Here is a 16,606-nt window from a genome sequence, read left to right as displayed (position 1 = left end):
CCTCAACCCACGATGCGCACCCAGTTCGGTCCGCGGCCGATCCCAGCCGTGGACAGGGAGGTCAACGAACCGTCGTCCCCGACACGGAGCAGCTCCGCCTCGGTGGACCTCTCCCCCACGCTGACCACGAGGCGTCCGTCAGAGGTCACATTGAAGCCACGCGGCTGCTGCTGCGTCGGGGTGAAGTGGACGGGCGCGCCGAGCCGACCGGACGCATCGACCGGGATCGAGGCCAGCTCCGATGAGCTGCGCTCGGAGGTGACCAACCACCCGCCCGCGCGGTGCAGGTCAGCGCCCCAGATGAGATGTTCCTGCGTCGGGTCGGCACCGAGCCGGCTGTGCTGCAGCCCGTGCCGCGGGTCGACGATGCTGACGGACTCGGCGGGGCTCAGCGTCCCATCCGCGGCCCGGTCAAGACGGATCGCCTCACCGGAGAACTCCGTCACCAGATAGGCGTGGTCACCGTCCACCACGAGGTGGCGCGGGCCCGAGCCGCTCGGCGCCGCCACGGTCGCGGGGTCCAGGGCGGTCAGGGCACCGTCGGTGCCCAGGGTGAACTGCGCGACGAGGTCGTCGCCGAGGGAGACGAAGTAGGCGACCGTCCCCTGTTCGGCGCTGGCCGGCACGACGCAGTGCAGGTTGGCGAAGCGGGCCTCGGCGGTGACCTCCCCGAGCCGAGCCGACCCCTCGTCATGCACGACCGGCCAGACCTGACCCAGCCCCCCGCCATACGACGCACCCAGCAGCACGGTGCCGCCATGGGCCAGCGACAGATAGGTCATCCCGTGCTCGACATCCGTGCGGGAGAGCGCGGTCAAGGCTCCGGTCGCGCGGTCCAGGCGCAGCGTGGCGATGCCAGGCTGATCTCCCTTGTATGCCGCGTGGACCAGGTCGCGGTCCGGGTCCACGGCAAAAGTTCCGCACCCCTCCAGGCCTGAGGTCGTCGCGAGCGCCTCGAGCCGAGGACTGTCGCCCCGGTGGAGGCGCAGCGCGCTGATGGAGCCGTCTCCGGCGTTGGCGATCAGGACGAGCTCACTCACCTTCCCACCTTAGAGCCGAATCCTGCATGCACTATCGCGGCGCGACCAGCAGCAAGTCGCTGACCGGTTCAACCTCCGGGCGGCCGGTGAGGGTCAGCCGGTAGAGCCCCGGCCCGGGCGACGGGATCTCCAACAGGTTTGTCCCGTCAGCTGCCGGCATCCCGCCAGTCACAGGCGGCACAGTCACCCCTGTCGGGGACCCGTCTTCGCCGGCAACGAGCGGGTCCGCCACCTGCTCCAGCTGGTAGTTGATCTCTGCTATCCCGTCGCTGGGGGTGACGGTCACCGTCACCGGCTCGCCCACGGCATACACGTCCTGAAGCCCGACCGACAGCCGCACCGGCGCGCCGGCGCGGAAGTCGGTGAGGTCGACGCCGGACAGCCAGCCGCGCAGCTGGGTCAGGACCGCGTCGGCGTTCTGCAGGCTGCTGTGCCGCGTGCCGGCGAACATCGCGGTCGAGTCGTCCTTCGCCTCCATCGGCGAGGCGGAGACACGGGGCACGGTGCCGTCCCCACCGTGGTCGGTGCCGAGGTGTGTCTCGACCACCTGCAGCCCGTCCCCGCGCAGCAGCGCCGACTGCTTGGTCGGGTGCTCGATGCCGACGACGCTCTGCAGCCGGTAGCCCCGCTCGAGGTATTCACCGAGCTGCCGGTTCGCGGTCACGGCGTCCTCGATCTCCTGGTGGAAGATCCGTGCGGCCTGCACCGCCTCGGCATTCAGGCCCGGGAGCATGCCCACCGCATCGGTGAGATATGACGCCTCCCCCGTCCCGGTGTCCACGCACCGATAGATGGGCAGTAGTTGGTGGATCGAGGGGAAGCTGCGGACCAGGTCGGTGAGATCGACCAGACCGAAAGCCTTGCGCAGGCCGTTGGCCAGGAAGTCGAGCGCGTTGAGCGACCCCCGGTGCGGCGTGCCGAAGGTCACGAGCGCCCGGGTGTCCTGCCAGCCGCCGAGCACCTCAAGGTAGTAGCGGGACACCAGACCGCCCATGGAGTGCGCGACGAGCACCACTTTGGCGTCAGGCCTGCTTTGCCGGCGGGCGCCGAGCCAACGGCCAATGGCGTCCCGCAGGTCCGCGGCCGCGATCCGGTTGTCCAGCCTCCAGTCGTAAGGGAACTCGAAGTAGGACTCCTGCGGCACCGCCTTGAGCCGCTTCTGGAGGTAGTCAGCGACCTTGCTGTAACCGTCGATCTTCCACAGGCCTGGGATGAGGTGCGCGTCCGGCGCGATCCGGACTGCGGTGACGCCGTCGTCGGGCCGCTGCCCGGGCGGCGCTAGCGGGTCGGTCTTGAGGTCGGTGATGCTGCGCCCGCCGCTGAAAAGCGCCCGCAGCCCCGCTGATGCCGTCAAGCCGAACACGTCCTTGCCGTCCTTCTGGAGGACACTGCCGGTGATTCCCGGCAGCAGGACGAAGATGTCGTCAGTCACGTCAGGCTCCTTTCGTCAGACACTGCTGTATGCCGTGATGCCGGCCCACGCCCAGACCGGCACCTCCTCCTCGTGGAGCTCTTGTTGCGTGGCCCGCAGGGCCTCCGCCGGGCTGGCGCCTGAGCGCCGGTGGGTGTGCCAGGCAACCATGAACCTGCGGGCTATGTCGTCCTTGGCCTGCGGGACGCTGACCAGCAGCGACCGGGCACCGGCCTCCAGGAAGGACGCCACCAGTCCGAGCGCGTCGTCGCCCGCCAGCTCCAGTCCGTGCGGTGTTTGCGGGCGCCACCCGGTGCTGCAGGCGCTCAGCACGACCTCGGGGAAGCCGCAGCCGAGCCGCAGGATCTCCCCGGCGTCAAGGGTCGATCCGGTGAGAATGAGGCCCGAGGCCAACGGCTCGTCGGCCGCGACGTCGGCGTGGCACACGACGTGCAGGATCGAGCCCTCACCGCCCTGCGGCAGCAGCGACGCAAGCGTGTCCTGGCGCGCCTCGGCCCTTCGGGCGACTGGCGCCACCAGCGCCCCCGGCCCATAGAGCTGCTCGACATCCGTGAGCTCGGCACCTGCCTGCGGCAGCTCGCGATAGCGGGTGAGTCCGGTGTAGTCCGGATCCCCGAGCAGGCCAACGCGGTGGGGGGTCGACAGGCCACCCTCGGTGAGGTGAATCGTCGCGAGGTTGGGCAGCACGCCGACCGCCCTGGTCGTGAACAGGCGCTGCCCGTCCAGCGTCAGGGTGGCCCACGGAAGCAGATGGAGTATGCCGTGGGGCACGACGATCAGGGTCCTCGCGAGGGTGAGGGCGTCAGCGACGGCGTCGGGGACTAGGTGACGCAGGTCGACGTCGCTCTCCCCGGAGAGGTCGTTGAGGAAGTGGTCCGGCTTGAGCAGCGTCAGGTTCTCGGCATAACTGGTGAGGGCGGCAGCCGTGTCGTCGTCCCACGTCCTTTCGCCCACGATCACGCCGTCACCGGTGAGCAGGGCCGCGACGAGACGGGTGCCGCGCAGGTGGAGCATGAGCGCAGCACGGTCGGTCTCGCCGAGCCGGTCGCAGGTGGCCGCCACGTCGACTCGTGGCGGGACGGTCAGAGTGCGCCACCGAGGATCGCGCACCCGGATCCGCTCGATCACCTCCCGACGCTCCACCAGCAACTGCTCGCGTCGGCGCACGTCCTCGGCGCCGGCAGCTCCGGCATACATCTGGAAGGAGATGGCGTCGAGCTCGCGCGACAGTGCGTCGAATCGGACGGCGTCGAGATCGCCGTCACCTGCGACCTGGGCCGGCTGGCTGAGCACCGACGTCAGGGCCCTGGCCTTGACCAGCTCCATGAGTTCGGCCGCGGCGAGCCCGTCTCCCGACGCCACTGCCAGGTCGATGGCCTCCTCGAACATCGGCACCTTGTCGCGCACGAACGTCGTGTCCAACACGTATCCCAGCGGTGCCAGTCGCACGGTGTCCGCAGTCCCTGCCGCCTCGCGGTAGGCGGCCAGCGCCTCGGCGGTCCGGCCGGCGCGGGCCAAGGCTCGACCACGACGCCAGTGCAGCTTCCACGCCAGCTCAAGGTCGGGATAGGCCTGCTGCTCCGCCAGACCCTCGTCGGCGCGGGCCAGCGCAGCCGCCGCGTCGCCGTGGCCCAGCGCGAGGTCGCACTGCAGCTGGCGCAGGGCTCCTCGACGGGGGCGGAGCAGGCCCTTGTCGAAGTGGGGCGCTACCTTGGCGAGCAGCCGCTCGGCGGTGTCCAGGTCGCCGGCGTCGATCGCGATGCCCGCCAGGTGGAAGTCGACGCCGGCCGGGACGAACTGCTCGACGAACGGCCGCGACTGCTCGAACAACTCCCGGGCGTCCTCGAGCCGACCGAGCCGGCGGTTGACCCTGGCCCGACCCTGGATCAACTCGTAGTGCAGCCGGCGCAGGCTCAGCGCGTCCTCGCCCTCTCTCTCCTGGGCATCCCCGTGGCGCAGTATCTGCCACAGCTGCTTGCCGATGGATGCGGCCACTGCCGTCCGCGACGGCGGTCCGCCAGCCAGCTTCTCGCCGGCCAGACCGTGGGCGGTGTCCATCGTCGTCAGGGCGCGGTCGTAGTCACCGAGCCATTCGTAGACGTTGGCCAGCTGCAACAGCGTCTGCGCGGCCTCGATTGGGCGTCCGTCGGCGACGAAAGCTTGCTCCGCGGTCTCCAGCCCCACCAGCGCGTCCTGAAACTGCCCAGCGGCGGCAGCCTCCATGGCGCGGGCGCGGAGGCGCCCGGCGTGCTGCTCGCCGCTCAGGTGGCGTGCGGCGATCTCGTCGGCCTCCTGACGCAACCGCGCGGCCGTCTCGCGGTCGCCCTCCGACTCGACCCAGCCGGCATACATCGCCAGCTGCTGGACCAGCGGCGAGGCGACGGGCTCGATCTCAAAGCTGCCGGGCCAGCGCTGCTCGTAGTGCTCGGTCTGGAGGAGGAACTCTCGCGCCAGCGGCAGGTAGCTCCCGATCCGCTCGTAGTCGATCTGCCCGCCGTCGAAGGTCGCCATGAGCGCCTGCATGGCCTTCGTTTGCAACTCACTCAGCTCAGCCAGCGCCACCGACCGCTCGTCCGCCATAGTCCCCGCCCTTTCCGCCAAGCCGATCCTCCTCCTGCGCGCCCAAAAGCGCTAGCCTCATGGGTTCTCCCGCGACCTCTTGTCGAGCCGGTCTCTGTGGTGTCCGTGGACTGGCGCCGAGCTGCCCAGGCTTTACGAATCCCTGGCTAGACTGGCGTCGGCGAAGGAGCAAGGGTGACGGCGATCGTGGACACGACCCGCAGCAGCCTGGACTCGCCGCGGCCCTATCCACCGATGCGCGCACGCCGGTTGTTGGCCCGCGCCATTGACCTCCTCATCGGCTTCGGGTTGGCCTCCCTCATCGTGCTGCCCTTCACGTTCAGCCAAGCGACCGACGCGCTCCTGCTCGGCGGCTTCGGCTCGTTCCCGGACTTCCTCACCGATTGGGACCCCGGCACCGCCGCCAGGGGCTCCGTTCGGGCGACCGTGGAGCAGCTCCAGCCGGTGGTGCTGGCCACGGTCTATCTGCAGGGTTTGATCGTGTGGGCCTATGACTGGCTCGCCCACACGCTGACCGGCAGCAGCGTCGGCAAAGCGATCGCCCGGGTGCGGGTGACCAGGCACCGCTCCTCCGAGCCGACGATCGCCCCGGGACTCCAACCCCGCCAGTCGTGGGTCAGGCGCGCGGCCCGCATGGGACTGCGCTCTGCTCTCGTCGTGGGCCCCCCGACGCTGGCTGTCGCGATGCTGCTCGCGGCGGCCTTCGCGGTGCCCGGTGCCGCCGACGTGGCGGAGGTGTTCATCGCACTGACGGTCGTCCTGTTCATCGTCTGGCTCGCTGGCGGGGTCGGCCTGCACGGCCTGGCCACCGGCACCCGAGTCGTCGGGTTCGAGTGGCAACGACTCATGCAGGAAGCCGAGCAGCACATCGAATACCACACCGGTCATGCGGACGCCTACCTCCACAAACTGCAGCAGGCCGCCAGGGGCCCCAGTGCCCAACGGGCGGTGCGGAGCGCCGAGCAGGACCCACGCGTCCGGTCCGCGATGGCGCAGGGCCAGGCCGTGGCACAGCAGGCCGAGCAAACCGTCGCGAACAGCCGGGACTCGATGCCAGCAACCGTGCCCTCCAGGGAGGGCACAGTGTCGGCCGCCCGCCAACTCGGCGAGGCCTTTCGAAAGGGGGGCCTGCGCGGGATCGTCGAGTCGTTCACGCGGCCACCACCGAGCGCCGGTGGGCCTTGACGGATCCAGCTGTGCCGCACACGTGGGTCGGCCAAGATACGGGCCACCCCGGTGGCCGTCGCGACCGCTCCGGCTCTTCTGCGTCCTTGACTACGAGGCCATGGGTGAGGGCGCACCTTCGTCTCACAGGTGACGGTGAAAGTCGGCTTCCTGCTGGTGCTGGCGAGCGGTGCCACGTGCCTGGCCTTCATCCACCACATCACCGGCTCCATCCAGGTGTCCGCCATCGTCGCCCACCTGGGTGACGAGACGACGGGCGTGGGGGGGCTCGCTGACGGCGGTATCCGGCACTCGCCTGAGTTCCGGATACCGCCGCCCGTGTGTGTGACTACTTGACCTCGGAGCGGCGCAGGGAGAGCAGCGCGACGACGAGGGGAATGACGATCCAGATCGTCGTGGTCGAGGCGAGCATCGCCCACTCCTCACCGGTGTTCGTGGCGCCCTCGAAGAGCGCCACCTGCGTGTAGTTCCAGTCGATCCACGGCTGCAGGTCCAGGAACCATTCGCGCACCTGGGCCAGGAGGACGAGGATGCCCGGCATGACCAGTGAGACGACGAAGTAGCCCACGATCGCGGCCGCGGAGTTGCGCAGCACGACACCGAGGGTGAAGCCGATGGCCATGCCGACCAGGTTGCCGAGCACCATCTGGGGCGCCATGGACAACGAGATGTCCCAGACGGTGTCAACGCCGGCGAGTGCGGAGCCGGCCACGTTGGCGAGGGCGCCCACCGCGAAGGCGACGGCCACGGAGCCCAGGCCCACCAGGAGGGTCGCGATCGCCTTCGCGCCGACCACGCGTCCGCGACTCGGCACCAGCGTGAATGTCGTGAGTCCGCTGCGCTGGCTCCACTCACTGGTGACGGCCAGGATCGCGATCATCGGCAAGATCACCGACATGGGGAACCCGCTCGCAGTCGCGAAGCTCTTGTAGGTGACGTCGCTGTCGGGAGCGAAGATGAGGACCGAACCGGCCGCAATGACCAACAGGACACCGATGCTGATGAGCATCCAGAAGCCCGAGCGGGTGGTGAACATCTTGCGCAGCTCGACCGTGACGAGCCGGGTGGTCGGGATGGGACGGACGATCCGTCGGGCCGGCGGGGCCTCTGTGGTGGTGGCCGGCGGGACGATCGTGGCGGTCATGCCGCAACTCCTTCGCGTTGGGTGTCGGCAGTCAGCGACAGGAACATGTCTTCGAGCCCGGCGCCCTCGGCGGACCGGAGCTCCGTGAGGGCGATACCGGCGGTCAGCGCCACGGCCCCGACCCGAGTGGGGTCAGCGTCGGTGCGGACCGAGCCATCCCCGGCGAGCGTGCTGGCGATGCCGGCCAGCTCGAGGGCGTGGGCGAGGTCGCGCGGTGAAATCGAGCGGGCGAGTGTGCCGGCGGCGGCAAGGAGTTCTTCCTTGGTGCCGGACGCGACGATCTTGCCGTTGCCGATGACGACCAGGTCATCGGCGATGACCTCGATCTCGTGGAGCAGGTGTGAGGACAGCAGCACCGTGCCGCCCTGGCCGGCGAAGCCGGTCAGCAGGTCGCGCATCCACCGGATCCCCGCGGGGTCGAGCCCGTTGGCGGGCTCGTCGAGGATCAGCACCCTCGGGTCGCCGAGCAGCGCGGTGGCGATGCCGAGGCGCTGGCGCATGCCGAGGGAGTAGTTGCGCACCCGGCGCTTGGCCTCGGTGGGGGTCAGGCTCACCAGCTCGAGCATCTCGTCCACGCGAGAGCTGGGCAGGCCCATGGTGGCGGCGGCGACCGAGAGGATCTCGCGGCCGGTGCGGCCGGCGTGCTGAGCTGAGGCGTCCAGCAGGACGCCCACCTCGAGGCCCGGGTTAGGCAGGTCGGCGAACCGTTCTCCGCTGATGGTCGCCGAGCCGGATGTCGGAACGGTCAGACCGACCATCACGCGCATCGTGGTGGACTTGCCGGCACCGTTCGGACCGAGGAAACCGGTCACGCGACCGGGCTGGGCGGTGAAGGAGACGTTGTCGACGGCGGTGAAGCCGGCGTACCTCCGGGTCAGGGCTTCAACTGTGATCATGGGCTCGGGACCTTCCGGTCCTCTAGTGCGGTGAGTTCTGCTGACTGGGTTCTCACGTCGTTGGTCCTTCGCTTTGAGTCGGATGGTGTGCATACGCGCGGGTTGGGTCGTTCTCGTCGGTCCGGTCGTCAGACGGTGATCACGACCTTTCCTCGGGTGTGGCCGGTCCCGACGTAGCGCAGGGCGTCGGCTGCTTCGTCGAGGGGGTAGGTGCGGTCGATGACGGGCGTGACCTGCCCGGTCGCGAGGAGGTCGGCCAGAGTGAGCAAGTCCTGGTGCTTCTCGGCCGACGTGAAAGGCCTCAGTTGCTGACGGGTGAACCCGGACAGCACGCGCGCTTTGACGATCCGACCGAGCGGGCCGAGCCAGCGTCCGCCGCGTCCGCTGTTGGGGATGAGGGTGCCGGTGGGCCTCAGCGTTCGGCGGACAGCCGCCAGGGGCTGGGCTTCCACGTTGTCGAGGATGACGTCGTAGCGCTTCTCGGTGCGGGTGAAGTCGGTCCTCGTGTAGTCAATGACGTGGTCGGCACCGAGCGACCGGACCAGGTCGACATTGCGGGTGCTGCACACCCCCGTCACCTCGGCGCCAAACGCCTTGGCGATCTGCACGGCGAAGGAGCCCACGCCGCCCGACGCGCCGGTGACCAGCACCGTCTGGCCTGGTTGGACGTTCGCGATGTCGCGCAATGCCTGCAACGCCGTCATGGCCGACGTGGGGACCGCTGCCGCGTCCAGGACCGACAGGTTGGCAGGCACGGGCACGAGGTGGTCCGCCGGGACGCAGGCGTACTCCGCGAGCGTTCCAGCGGTGCTCCAGCCGAACACCTCCTCGCCGGGGCGCAGAGCGGTGACGTCCTTCCCGACCGCTGCCACCACGCCAGCGAGGTCCCGGCCAGGGATGCCGTGGCGCGGCCGGCGGAACCCGAACACCAGACGCAGCACGTACGGCTTACCGGTCATGACGAAGTAGTCGCCGGGATGTACTGAGGCCGCGCCCACCTGGACGAGCACATCGCCTCGACCGGGCCGCGGTATCCCGATTTGGGACGACTTGAGCACTGAGGGCGGGCCGTAGCGGTGCTGGACTGCGGCGCGCATCCTCGCCGCCCCGGCCTGACTCGCCCCCGGCACCTGGCGGTATCCGGCATTCGATGACTCTTCGGTTCCCATAGAAGCTCCTCACGTCCGCGGTGCGACCCTCGCTGGCTCGTACACCGTACGGCATGTGCCGTACGGTGTACTATGACGCGTACGCTGTACGCTTGTCAAGCCCTTCGAGGAAGCAAGGAGAGGTTCTGTGTCCGCCAGGGAACAACGTCAGGTCGCGTCAAACGCTGGGCTGAGCAAGCAGCGGGTGGTGGTCGAGGCGGTCCGGCTCGCCGACCGCGAGGGGGTCGACGGGCTGAGCATGCGCCGGCTGGCTGGCGCGCTTGACGCGGGTGCGATGTCGCTCTACCACTACGTGGCGAACAAGGAGGAGTTGCTGGACGCCATGATCGACGTCGTGTTCGAGGAGATCGAGCTCCCGCCGGAGGAGACCGACTGGCAGTCGGCGATGCGAGCGCGGGCGGTATCCGCCCGACAGGTTCTCGCACGCCACCCGTGGGCGATCGGCCTGATGGAGTCGCGGACCTCGCCGGGACCCGCGCACCTCCGCCACCGCGAAGCGTTCACCGCCTGCCTGCGAAGGGCTGGCTTCTCGGTCTTGATGGCGACGCACGCCAACTGGTTGCTCGACAGCTACGTCTACGGGTTCGCCCTGCAGGCAGTCAGCCTGCCGTTCGATACAGCCGATGAGCTCGCGGACATGGTCGAGGACGTCTACCTGCCCCAGCTTCCTCCCGACGAGTTCCCCTACCTCAACGAGTCCGCCGCGGCGCTCGTCGCTGCCGGCTACGACCCGGCAGAGGAGTTCATCTTCGGCCTCGACCTCGTCCTAGCCGCCCTCGAGCCCCTGAGAGCCTCCGCGCTCCGATGACCCGCCCGTCGCGCACGACGTGCAAGACCGCGGCGCCGCGCCGGCTCCACGTCTCGGGACGAGGCTCAAGGCGAGCAGGAGCACATGGGCAAGGTCATCGTCGGGCTTGATCCCCACAAGTATTGGGCGACTGAGGTCGTCGATGTTCCATGGCACCACGCTGCGCACCGACTACCGCAAGGACGGACTACGGGGTATTCGTGTAGGTGGGTGTATTGCGCTCAAACGGGGTTGGCAATCGTGGGGAAGAGGCGGGCGAGGAGGTCGGCAAGGGTGACGACCCCGACCACCCGGCCGTCGTCGCTGACCAGGGCGAGCTGGTTGCCGGTCTCGCGCATCCCGGACACGGCGGCATACACCGCGGTGTCTGCCCCGACGAGGTAGGGCTCTCGCATCAGGCCACTCACGGGGGTGCTTCCCGTCACCTCGAGGGTGTCGCGGACGTGCACCACGCCGACGACGTCGGTGCCGGAGCCGACGAGGATCCGCCGGTGCCCCGAGCGCAGGGACACCTCTTGGATCTGCGCGGCCGTGGCGTCGGGCGCGACCGCGGTCGGCTCGTTGCCTCGTGGCACGAGGTCGCGCACGGTCAGGGTCTGCAGCTCCAGGGCTCCGGAGAACTGGGCCGAGTAGCCGACGTCGAGCGCGCCGACGTTGATCGAGTGCTCGACCAGGTGGCGCAGGTCGTCCGGGTTCTGACCGGTGCTGACCGAGTTGACCGGTTCCACCCCGACCCGGCGCAGGCACCAGTTGGCGGCCTCGTTGAGCATGCGCAGCAGCGGCCGGAAAACCCACATGAACGCGCGCATCGGCAGCGCGAGCAGGGTGGCCGACCTCTCGGGGTGTGCGATCGCCCACGACTTGGGCGCCATCTCCCCGACGACCAGGTGCAGGAATGTCACGATCGCCAGCGCCAGGACGAAGCCGGCGGCGTCGGCGACCCAGTACGGCAGCCCCCAGCTCTCGAAGGCGGGGGTAAGGGCGTAGTGCACGGCAGGCTTGGTGATGGCACCCAGCGCGAGCGTGCAGATGGTGATCCCCAGCTGCGACCCGGCCAGCAGGAGCGTGAGCTCGGAGGAGCTGCGCAGCGCGGCGCGGGCCGAGCGGCTGTTCGGAGCGGCGTCCTCCAGCCGGTGGCGCTTGGCCGAGATGAGGGCGAACTCGGCCGCGACGAAGAACGCGCTCAGCGCGATCAGCAGCACCGTGGCCACCAGCACGATCCACGGGTTGTTCATCGGTCAGCCTCTGTCTCGTCGGTGGCTGCGTGCGCAGCGTCGTCGTGCTCGGCGTCGTCCTGGACGATGCTCAGGCGCACGAGCGAGGGGACGTAGCGCTCGACCTGCAGGACCTCGATCTGCAGGTGCCGCTGCCGGGGCTCGTCCTCGTGCACCAGGTCCGCGGGGTCCGGCGGCAGCTTCACCGTGAGGCGCAGGCCCGGCTCGGGCAGGTCGCCGTGCTCGGTGATGACCAGGCCGGCGACGGTCTCGTAGTCGCCGCGGGGCAGGTCGTGGTTCAGCGCCCGCTCGACCTCGTCGATGTGCACGTCGCCGCCCATCACCCAGACCCCGTCGTCGTCGACCGGGGCGGCGTCGGGGTGCTGCGGGTCGTGCTCGTCGGTGATCTCCCCGACAATTTCCTCGGCGAGGTCTTCCAGGGTCAGGATGCCGGTGAAGCCGCCGTACTCGTCGATGACGCAGGCCATCTGGTTCTTGAACTCAGCCAGCTCGCGGGTCGCGTCGGGCAGCGTCATGGACTCTGGCAGCACCAGCGCGGGCTGCTGCAGGTCCGCGACAGTGACGCCCGCGCCGTCGGCACCGTCGGCCCTGGCGGCGGCCATGACCGCGTGGATCTCGACCATGCCCACCACGTCCTCACCGTCGGCAGACAGGACGGGATAGCGCGAGTGCCCGGCCGCCATGAGGGAACGGACGTGCGCGAGGGAGTCGGCCTCGCGGACGGTGTCGACCCTCGAGCGCGGGATCATCGCGTGACCGACGTCCTGGGTAGGGAAGTCGAGGATGCGGTCCAGCAGGTCGGAGAGCTCGTCAGGCAGGTCACCGCTGTCGCGGGAGTCGGCGACGATGTGCTCCAGGTCGCGGGCGGTCGCCGAGTGCTCGACATCGTGGACGGGCTCGATGCCGAGAGCCTTGAGCAGCAAATTGGAGGACTGGTCGAAGATCCAGATCAGCCAGCCGAAGACCTTGAGGTAGATGATCGTGGACCGCGACAGCGCCCGGGCCAGCGGCTCGGGCCGGGCGATCGCGAGGTTCTTCGGGAACAGCTCACCGAAGATCATCTGCACCACGGTCGCGAACACCAGCGCCAGGATCGTGCCGATGGCGATTCCCACACTGGTGGGAACACCCACCCCGCCCAGCATCTGACCGAAGGCGGACCCGATGAGGGGCTCGGCGACATACCCGACCAGCAGACCGGTGACGGTGATGCCCAGCTGGGCGCCGGAGAGCATGAACGAGGTGCGCTTCGTGACCGACAGCGCACGCGCGGCCACGGCGTCGCCGGCCTCCACGCGGGCGCTGAGCCGGGAGCGGTCCACGGCCATGTAGGCGAACTCCTGCGCCACGAAGTACCCCGTGGCGGCGGTGATGGCCAGCACCACCAACACACCCAGAAGCAAGGACAGGGCGATCGTCATTTCGAGCCTCCGAAGGGGGGTCGGCATGGTCTATCGCCGGACGGATCTGCTCCTGCAGAGGACATGCGTAGTGCTCCTGGGTGTCGAGAGGGCGTGCTCGGGTGCAACGACCGTGCGGGCACTGACGTTCCCTCCGGTGGACAAGGGTAACGGAGCAAGTCTGGGCCACCGTTCGGGCCAGTACCTACGTCTGCAACGGAAAACTCTCCTCTGCCGTCGTGTGGCGATCCCGCACCCGAAGAGCAGCCCGCTGGCCACCGTCTGCCGGTCCTCGCGGCGGCTCGCGCTCTCGCTCTGCGGCACGGATGAGTCGGCTGACGGGGGATGCTGCACAGCCGACATGACACCTCCAAGAATCGCTAGGTGGCTCCACTCTTCCCCCGCCCGGACTCCGTCTCAACCGGTGCGCATGGCTTGAGCAGGCGGCGAACATCACGGGGGTGCCGGAACAGTTGCGCTCGGCGCTTCGGGGACTGAGAATCGGAAGCGCTTCCAGGAACAGGGGGCCACCGGACCACAATGAAGTGAGTTCACGATGGATCTGTCAAGGCTGTCGATACGTGAGTTGTTTGCAGAACTGACCGCGGTGGAGGACGCTCTGCAGGGGCGGACCGAGCAGAGACTGAGCGCGTCCCGTCGACGTGCGCTGGAGCGGCACCAGGACCGGCTGTGCCGTGAACTGCGCTCCCGCCCCTTGGCGGACACGTCGGTCGCGACGCACCAGGAGAGCCATTCGGTGGCGGGCTCGATCCCCGCCTAGCCGGGGATCGGGGAACTCAGGCCTGGCTCTTGCCTGGACTGTCTCCTCCGTCTTCTTGATCGAGGCGGTCGAGCGCGCGCGGGCACCGCGTGTGCGCCGTGCACGCAGAGGAGACCGAATTTGAGTTCGGCTGAGTGGGTGTCCCGCCCGCTTCGCTGAGCTGGCGCGTGGGGGTAGAAGTCGACAGCACGCTCGTCGATCCCGGCGGCAGTCCTTGCACGCGGGCTCAAGCCTGTTTACAGCGGTGACAGCCGTCCCCCACTGGGATGGCCCACCTCGGTTGCAACCCCGGCATCGGTCACTTCTCGGGTGGTGGTGGGGCGCGCGTCACCGATGTCATTCCCCCCGTAGTCCCCCCACGCGAAACCCCCTCGACCGTTTTCGCAGGTCAGAGGGGGTTTCTTTGAGTGGGCGATACTGGGTTTGAACTTTTGAGAGAGGGGGCTACCACAGACCCCTCCTCACCGTCCACTTTGATGATAAACTCGCAGGTCAGAGGGCATATCGGCAAGGGACATAGCTGGACGGGTCTGGACAGGTATTGACGCCGTTGTTCCTCGTATATTCCTCGAAAGGCGATACTGGGAGGACACAAGTTGACTCGCACCGACCATCGCTCCAGACGTGGGTTCGGGCGTGTAGAGCGGCTCAAGTCTGGGCGCTACCGGGCTGCTTACACCGGCCCCGACGGTCGTCTCTACCGGGCGCCGATGACGTTCGACGCCAAGGACGACGCCATCGCCTGGCTGTCCGCGCGCCGAGCCGAGATCGGGATGGAGGTGTGGGCGCCACAGGCCGCTGCCCACGGGGCACGGCGACGGGAGTTCCCGACGTTCCGCGCATACGCCGAACTCTGGCTGGAGACCCGCCGGACGCGTGGCCGCGAGCTGCGCCCTACGACCGGTCAGCAGTATCGGATGCTGCTGGACCGGTTCATCTATCCCACGTTCGGCGAGGAGCGCATCGACCGGATCACACACGAGGACGTCAACGCCTGGTACGACCAGGTGGCTCCGGGCCGGGACACCGTCAGGGCACAGGCGTACAGCCTGCTGCGCACGATCCTCGCCGGGGCCGCCTCCGTGCGGCCCACTCCCCTCATCCCGTACAACCCGGCTCACATCCGCGGCGCCGGAAACGCCAGGCGCGCCCACCACGTAGAGCCGGCGACGCTGTCGGAGCTCGAGACGATCGTCACGGAGCTGCCCGACCGCTACCGGCTGATGGCGCTGCTCGCTGCCTGGTGTGCGCTGCGCTTCGGCGAGCTGGCCGAGCTACGCCGCGGTGACATCGACCTGCGGACCGGGCGGGTCAAGATCCGTCGTGGCGTCGTGCGAGTCGGCGGCCAGTTCATCATCGGCCCACCCAAGAGCGATGCGGGCGTGCGCGACGTCGCGATCCCGCCACATCTGCTCGCCACGGTCAAGGCGCACTTGTCTCAGCACACCGCGTCCGGCAAGGACGCGCTGCTCTTCTCCGCCGCGGCAGACAGTGACCGGCACATGGCGCCGTCGACGCTCTACAAGGTCTACTACCCAGCGAGGAAGGCCGCCGGCCGCCCGGACCTGCGCTGGCACGACCTGCGCCATACCGGCGCCGTCCTCGCGGCCCAGACCGGCGCAACCCTTGCCGAGCTCATGGGCCGGCTCGGCCACTCCACCCCCGGCGCGGCGATGCGCTACCAGCACGCCGCCGCCGACCGCGACGCCGAGATCGCGCGTCGGCTGTCGGAGTTGCACGACAGGACGGCTCTCGGATGAGTCCTGACCGGCGTGGTCGCCGCAAGGCGTCCACGCCGAAGTCGAAGGCACCTGCGGTGCGCACTGCGCCTTCGTCGGACGATGCGCATGCGATCGTCTTCTTCCAGCGTCACAAGGACGACGACCCGGACCGGCGTGCTCCCGGCCGCGATGCGCTCAACTCCTACCCGGCCGGCGTGCGCGCCAAGATGCGCGCCGCCCTGGTGGCCGTCGCAGCCGCTCCACCGAAGCGGTTCGCCGGCGGCGGTTACTGGGAGGCGATGAAGGGTGACATGAGCGGCTGGTTCGAGGTGCGGATGGACGGGCCGAGACGTCACCACTACCGGCTCTTCTGCCTCCTCGACTACGAGGCCAAGGGCGAGGACAAACCGCTCCTGGTTGTCGTCGACGGGCGAGACAAGCCGTTCCGGACGACGTTGTCGGATGCTGACTACGCCACGGTCCGCAGGATGGGAGCGGAGTACCGAAAGCGGAACCCGCGGTCCGTGATCTGACGGCCGTCAGGCGGGAAGCCTCGTTCTGGGCCTACGCAACGTGGTCAGGTGCTCGGCAAGCTTGATCGGGTCAGCTGCCCGACCTTCGAGCAACGGCTGGGTGATCTGACCGCGCTCGGCCTCGGGGATGGGCTCGACGGTGATGCGCAGCCCGAGGACTGCCGCCACCTCGGCCAGCGTGCCCAGGGTCGGATTGGAGCTCTCGGAGGACAGAAGGCGACGGATGGTCGCTGGTTCCTTCTGGATGGCCCGCGCCAGCTCGGCCTTGGACATCCCCGCAGCCTCGCGCGCGTCGTCGATGGCGTTGACGACCGAGTCGATGGTCGAGATGCGCATGGACTCGACGACGTAATCGCGGAGGAACTCCGGGTCCTGGAGGTCGCGGCTCAGGTCCTCCCAGAACGCGGTGTGCTTGCTCATACCCTTCACCTTCCTGATCACCCAGCCAGCGTAACATAAATGCTACGTACAGGCCTGGTCGAGGAGTGCCCTCTCGCCGCTGGCCGCTGGACTGAGCAGCCGTCGTGGGCCTCGACGTGGCCCCGCACCACCTCTCCGTCACCAACTTTCTTGGGGACGTGCTCGACTTTCTTGGGGGCGCGGCTCTGACCTGCGGCGATACGTGACATGGGCGGTTGGGTGGGAAGGTTCGCCCACATCCGGGGGGGACGCTCCCGGGAGC

The 16,606-nt window shown here is 69.0% G+C and carries 14 protein-coding genes; 5 read left to right on the top strand and 9 right to left on the bottom strand.

Features of this window, described 5'->3' with window-relative positions:
* Positions 1 to 2 precede the first annotated feature (2 nt).
* The 3 genes from NF557_RS07530 to NF557_RS07520 are packed head-to-tail and all read right to left on the bottom strand — an operon-like array spanning position 3 to position 5,052.
* On the bottom strand, positions 3 to 1,040 hold the full coding sequence (locus NF557_RS07530) for a lactonase family protein (protein WP_252623227.1): 1,038 nt from the start codon (positions 1,038 to 1,040) through the stop codon (positions 3 to 5).
* A gap of 31 nt (positions 1,041 to 1,071) precedes the next feature.
* Entirely contained in the window at positions 1,072 to 2,472 is a 1,401-nt protein-coding gene (locus NF557_RS07525; RefSeq protein ID WP_252623224.1) for a lipase/acyltransferase domain-containing protein, read from the bottom strand.
* 15 nt (positions 2,473 to 2,487) lie between these two features.
* On the bottom strand, positions 2,488 to 5,052 hold the full coding sequence (locus tag NF557_RS07520; protein ID WP_252623221.1) for a CHAT domain-containing protein: 2,565 nt from the start codon (positions 5,050 to 5,052) through the stop codon (positions 2,488 to 2,490).
* A gap of 174 nt (positions 5,053 to 5,226) precedes the next feature.
* Here NF557_RS07520 and NF557_RS07515 point away from each other — a divergent pair, with 174 nt between their 5' ends.
* Together NF557_RS07515 and NF557_RS07510 are read left to right on the top strand one after the other, a co-directional pair.
* Positions 5,227 to 6,237, top strand: coding sequence for an RDD family protein (locus tag NF557_RS07515; protein WP_252623219.1), 1,011 nt, complete (start codon positions 5,227 to 5,229; stop codon positions 6,235 to 6,237).
* Between the two features lie 129 nt (positions 6,238 to 6,366).
* The gene (locus NF557_RS07510) at positions 6,367 to 6,573 is read left to right on the top strand and encodes a DUF2254 domain-containing protein (RefSeq protein ID WP_252623216.1); all 207 of its coding nucleotides are present in this window, start codon (positions 6,367 to 6,369) and stop codon (positions 6,571 to 6,573) included.
* Here the strand turns inward: NF557_RS07510 and NF557_RS07505 are convergent.
* The 3 genes from NF557_RS07505 to NF557_RS07495 all read right to left on the bottom strand — a co-directional run bounded on the left by NF557_RS07505 (position 6,566) and on the right by NF557_RS07495 (position 9,446).
* Positions 6,566 to 7,381, bottom strand: a complete 816-nt coding sequence (locus NF557_RS07505) for an ABC transporter permease (RefSeq protein WP_252623214.1) — start codon at positions 7,379 to 7,381, stop codon at positions 6,566 to 6,568. The genes NF557_RS07510 and NF557_RS07505 overlap by 8 nt on opposite strands.
* Positions 7,378 to 8,277, bottom strand: coding sequence for an ABC transporter ATP-binding protein (locus NF557_RS07500; protein ID WP_252623211.1), 900 nt, complete (start codon positions 8,275 to 8,277; stop codon positions 7,378 to 7,380). Before NF557_RS07500 ends, NF557_RS07505 begins: the two co-directional genes overlap by 4 nt.
* 128 nt (positions 8,278 to 8,405) lie before the next feature.
* The gene (locus tag NF557_RS07495) at positions 8,406 to 9,446 is read right to left on the bottom strand and encodes an NAD(P)-dependent alcohol dehydrogenase (protein WP_252623208.1); all 1,041 of its coding nucleotides are present in this window, start codon (positions 9,444 to 9,446) and stop codon (positions 8,406 to 8,408) included.
* A 187-nt stretch (positions 9,447 to 9,633) separates the two neighbouring features.
* On the opposite strand from NF557_RS07495, the gene NF557_RS07490 reads away from it, so the two are divergent.
* The gene (locus NF557_RS07490; protein ID WP_252623205.1) at positions 9,634 to 10,254 is read left to right on the top strand and encodes a TetR/AcrR family transcriptional regulator; all 621 of its coding nucleotides are present in this window, start codon (positions 9,634 to 9,636) and stop codon (positions 10,252 to 10,254) included.
* 221 nt (positions 10,255 to 10,475) lie between these two features.
* On the opposite strand, the gene NF557_RS07485 is transcribed toward NF557_RS07490, so the two are convergent.
* The gene (locus NF557_RS07485; RefSeq protein WP_252623203.1) at positions 10,476 to 11,489 is read right to left on the bottom strand and encodes a hemolysin family protein; all 1,014 of its coding nucleotides are present in this window, start codon (positions 11,487 to 11,489) and stop codon (positions 10,476 to 10,478) included.
* A complete protein-coding gene (locus NF557_RS07480; protein WP_252623200.1) occupies positions 11,486 to 12,910 on the bottom strand; it encodes a hemolysin family protein in 1,425 nt (474 codons plus the stop codon). The genes NF557_RS07485 and NF557_RS07480 overlap by 4 nt, the downstream gene beginning before the upstream one ends.
* A 1,356-nt stretch (positions 12,911 to 14,266) precedes the next feature.
* Between NF557_RS07480 and NF557_RS07475 the strand changes: the two genes are divergently transcribed.
* Together NF557_RS07475 and NF557_RS07470 are read left to right on the top strand one after the other, a co-directional pair.
* A complete protein-coding gene (locus NF557_RS07475) occupies positions 14,267 to 15,430 on the top strand; it encodes a tyrosine-type recombinase/integrase (RefSeq protein WP_483414320.1) in 1,164 nt (387 codons plus the stop codon).
* A gap of 56 nt (positions 15,431 to 15,486) precedes the next feature.
* A complete protein-coding gene (locus NF557_RS07470) occupies positions 15,487 to 15,924 on the top strand; it encodes a hypothetical protein (protein ID WP_252623195.1) in 438 nt (145 codons plus the stop codon).
* A 6-nt stretch (positions 15,925 to 15,930) separates the two neighbouring features.
* Here NF557_RS07470 and NF557_RS07465 read toward each other — a convergent pair whose 3' ends face one another.
* A complete protein-coding gene (locus NF557_RS07465; protein ID WP_252623193.1) occupies positions 15,931 to 16,344 on the bottom strand; it encodes a helix-turn-helix domain-containing transcriptional regulator in 414 nt (137 codons plus the stop codon).
* Positions 16,345 to 16,606: the final 262 nt, after the last annotated feature.

The sequence above is a fragment of the Ornithinimicrobium cryptoxanthini genome, from assembly GCF_023923205.1.
In the GTDB taxonomy this organism is placed as follows: domain Bacteria; phylum Actinomycetota; class Actinomycetes; order Actinomycetales; family Dermatophilaceae; genus Ornithinicoccus; species Ornithinicoccus cryptoxanthini.
This window is presented reverse-complemented; position numbering and strand designations above follow the sequence as displayed.

Bases quoted from the DNA above. Each gene is read 5' to 3' on its own strand.
- NF557_RS07480 (WP_252623200.1), bottom strand. From the start codon at position 12,910: ATGACGATCGCCCTGTCCTTGCTTCTGGGTGTGTTGGTGGTGCTGGCC.
- NF557_RS07520 (WP_252623221.1), bottom strand. From the start codon at position 5,052: ATGGCGGACGAGCGGTCGGTGGCGCTGGCTGAGCTGAGTGAGTTGCAA.
- NF557_RS07465 (WP_252623193.1), bottom strand. From the start codon at position 16,344: ATGAGCAAGCACACCGCGTTCTGGGAGGACCTGAGCCGCGACCTCCAG.
- NF557_RS07495 (WP_252623208.1), bottom strand. From the start codon at position 9,446: ATGGGAACCGAAGAGTCATCGAATGCCGGATACCGCCAGGTGCCGGGG.
- NF557_RS07505 (WP_252623214.1), bottom strand. From the start codon at position 7,381: ATGACCGCCACGATCGTCCCGCCGGCCACCACCACAGAGGCCCCGCCG.
- NF557_RS07500 (WP_252623211.1), bottom strand. From the start codon at position 8,277: ATGATCACAGTTGAAGCCCTGACCCGGAGGTACGCCGGCTTCACCGCC.
- NF557_RS07485 (WP_252623203.1), bottom strand. From the start codon at position 11,489: ATGAACAACCCGTGGATCGTGCTGGTGGCCACGGTGCTGCTGATCGCG.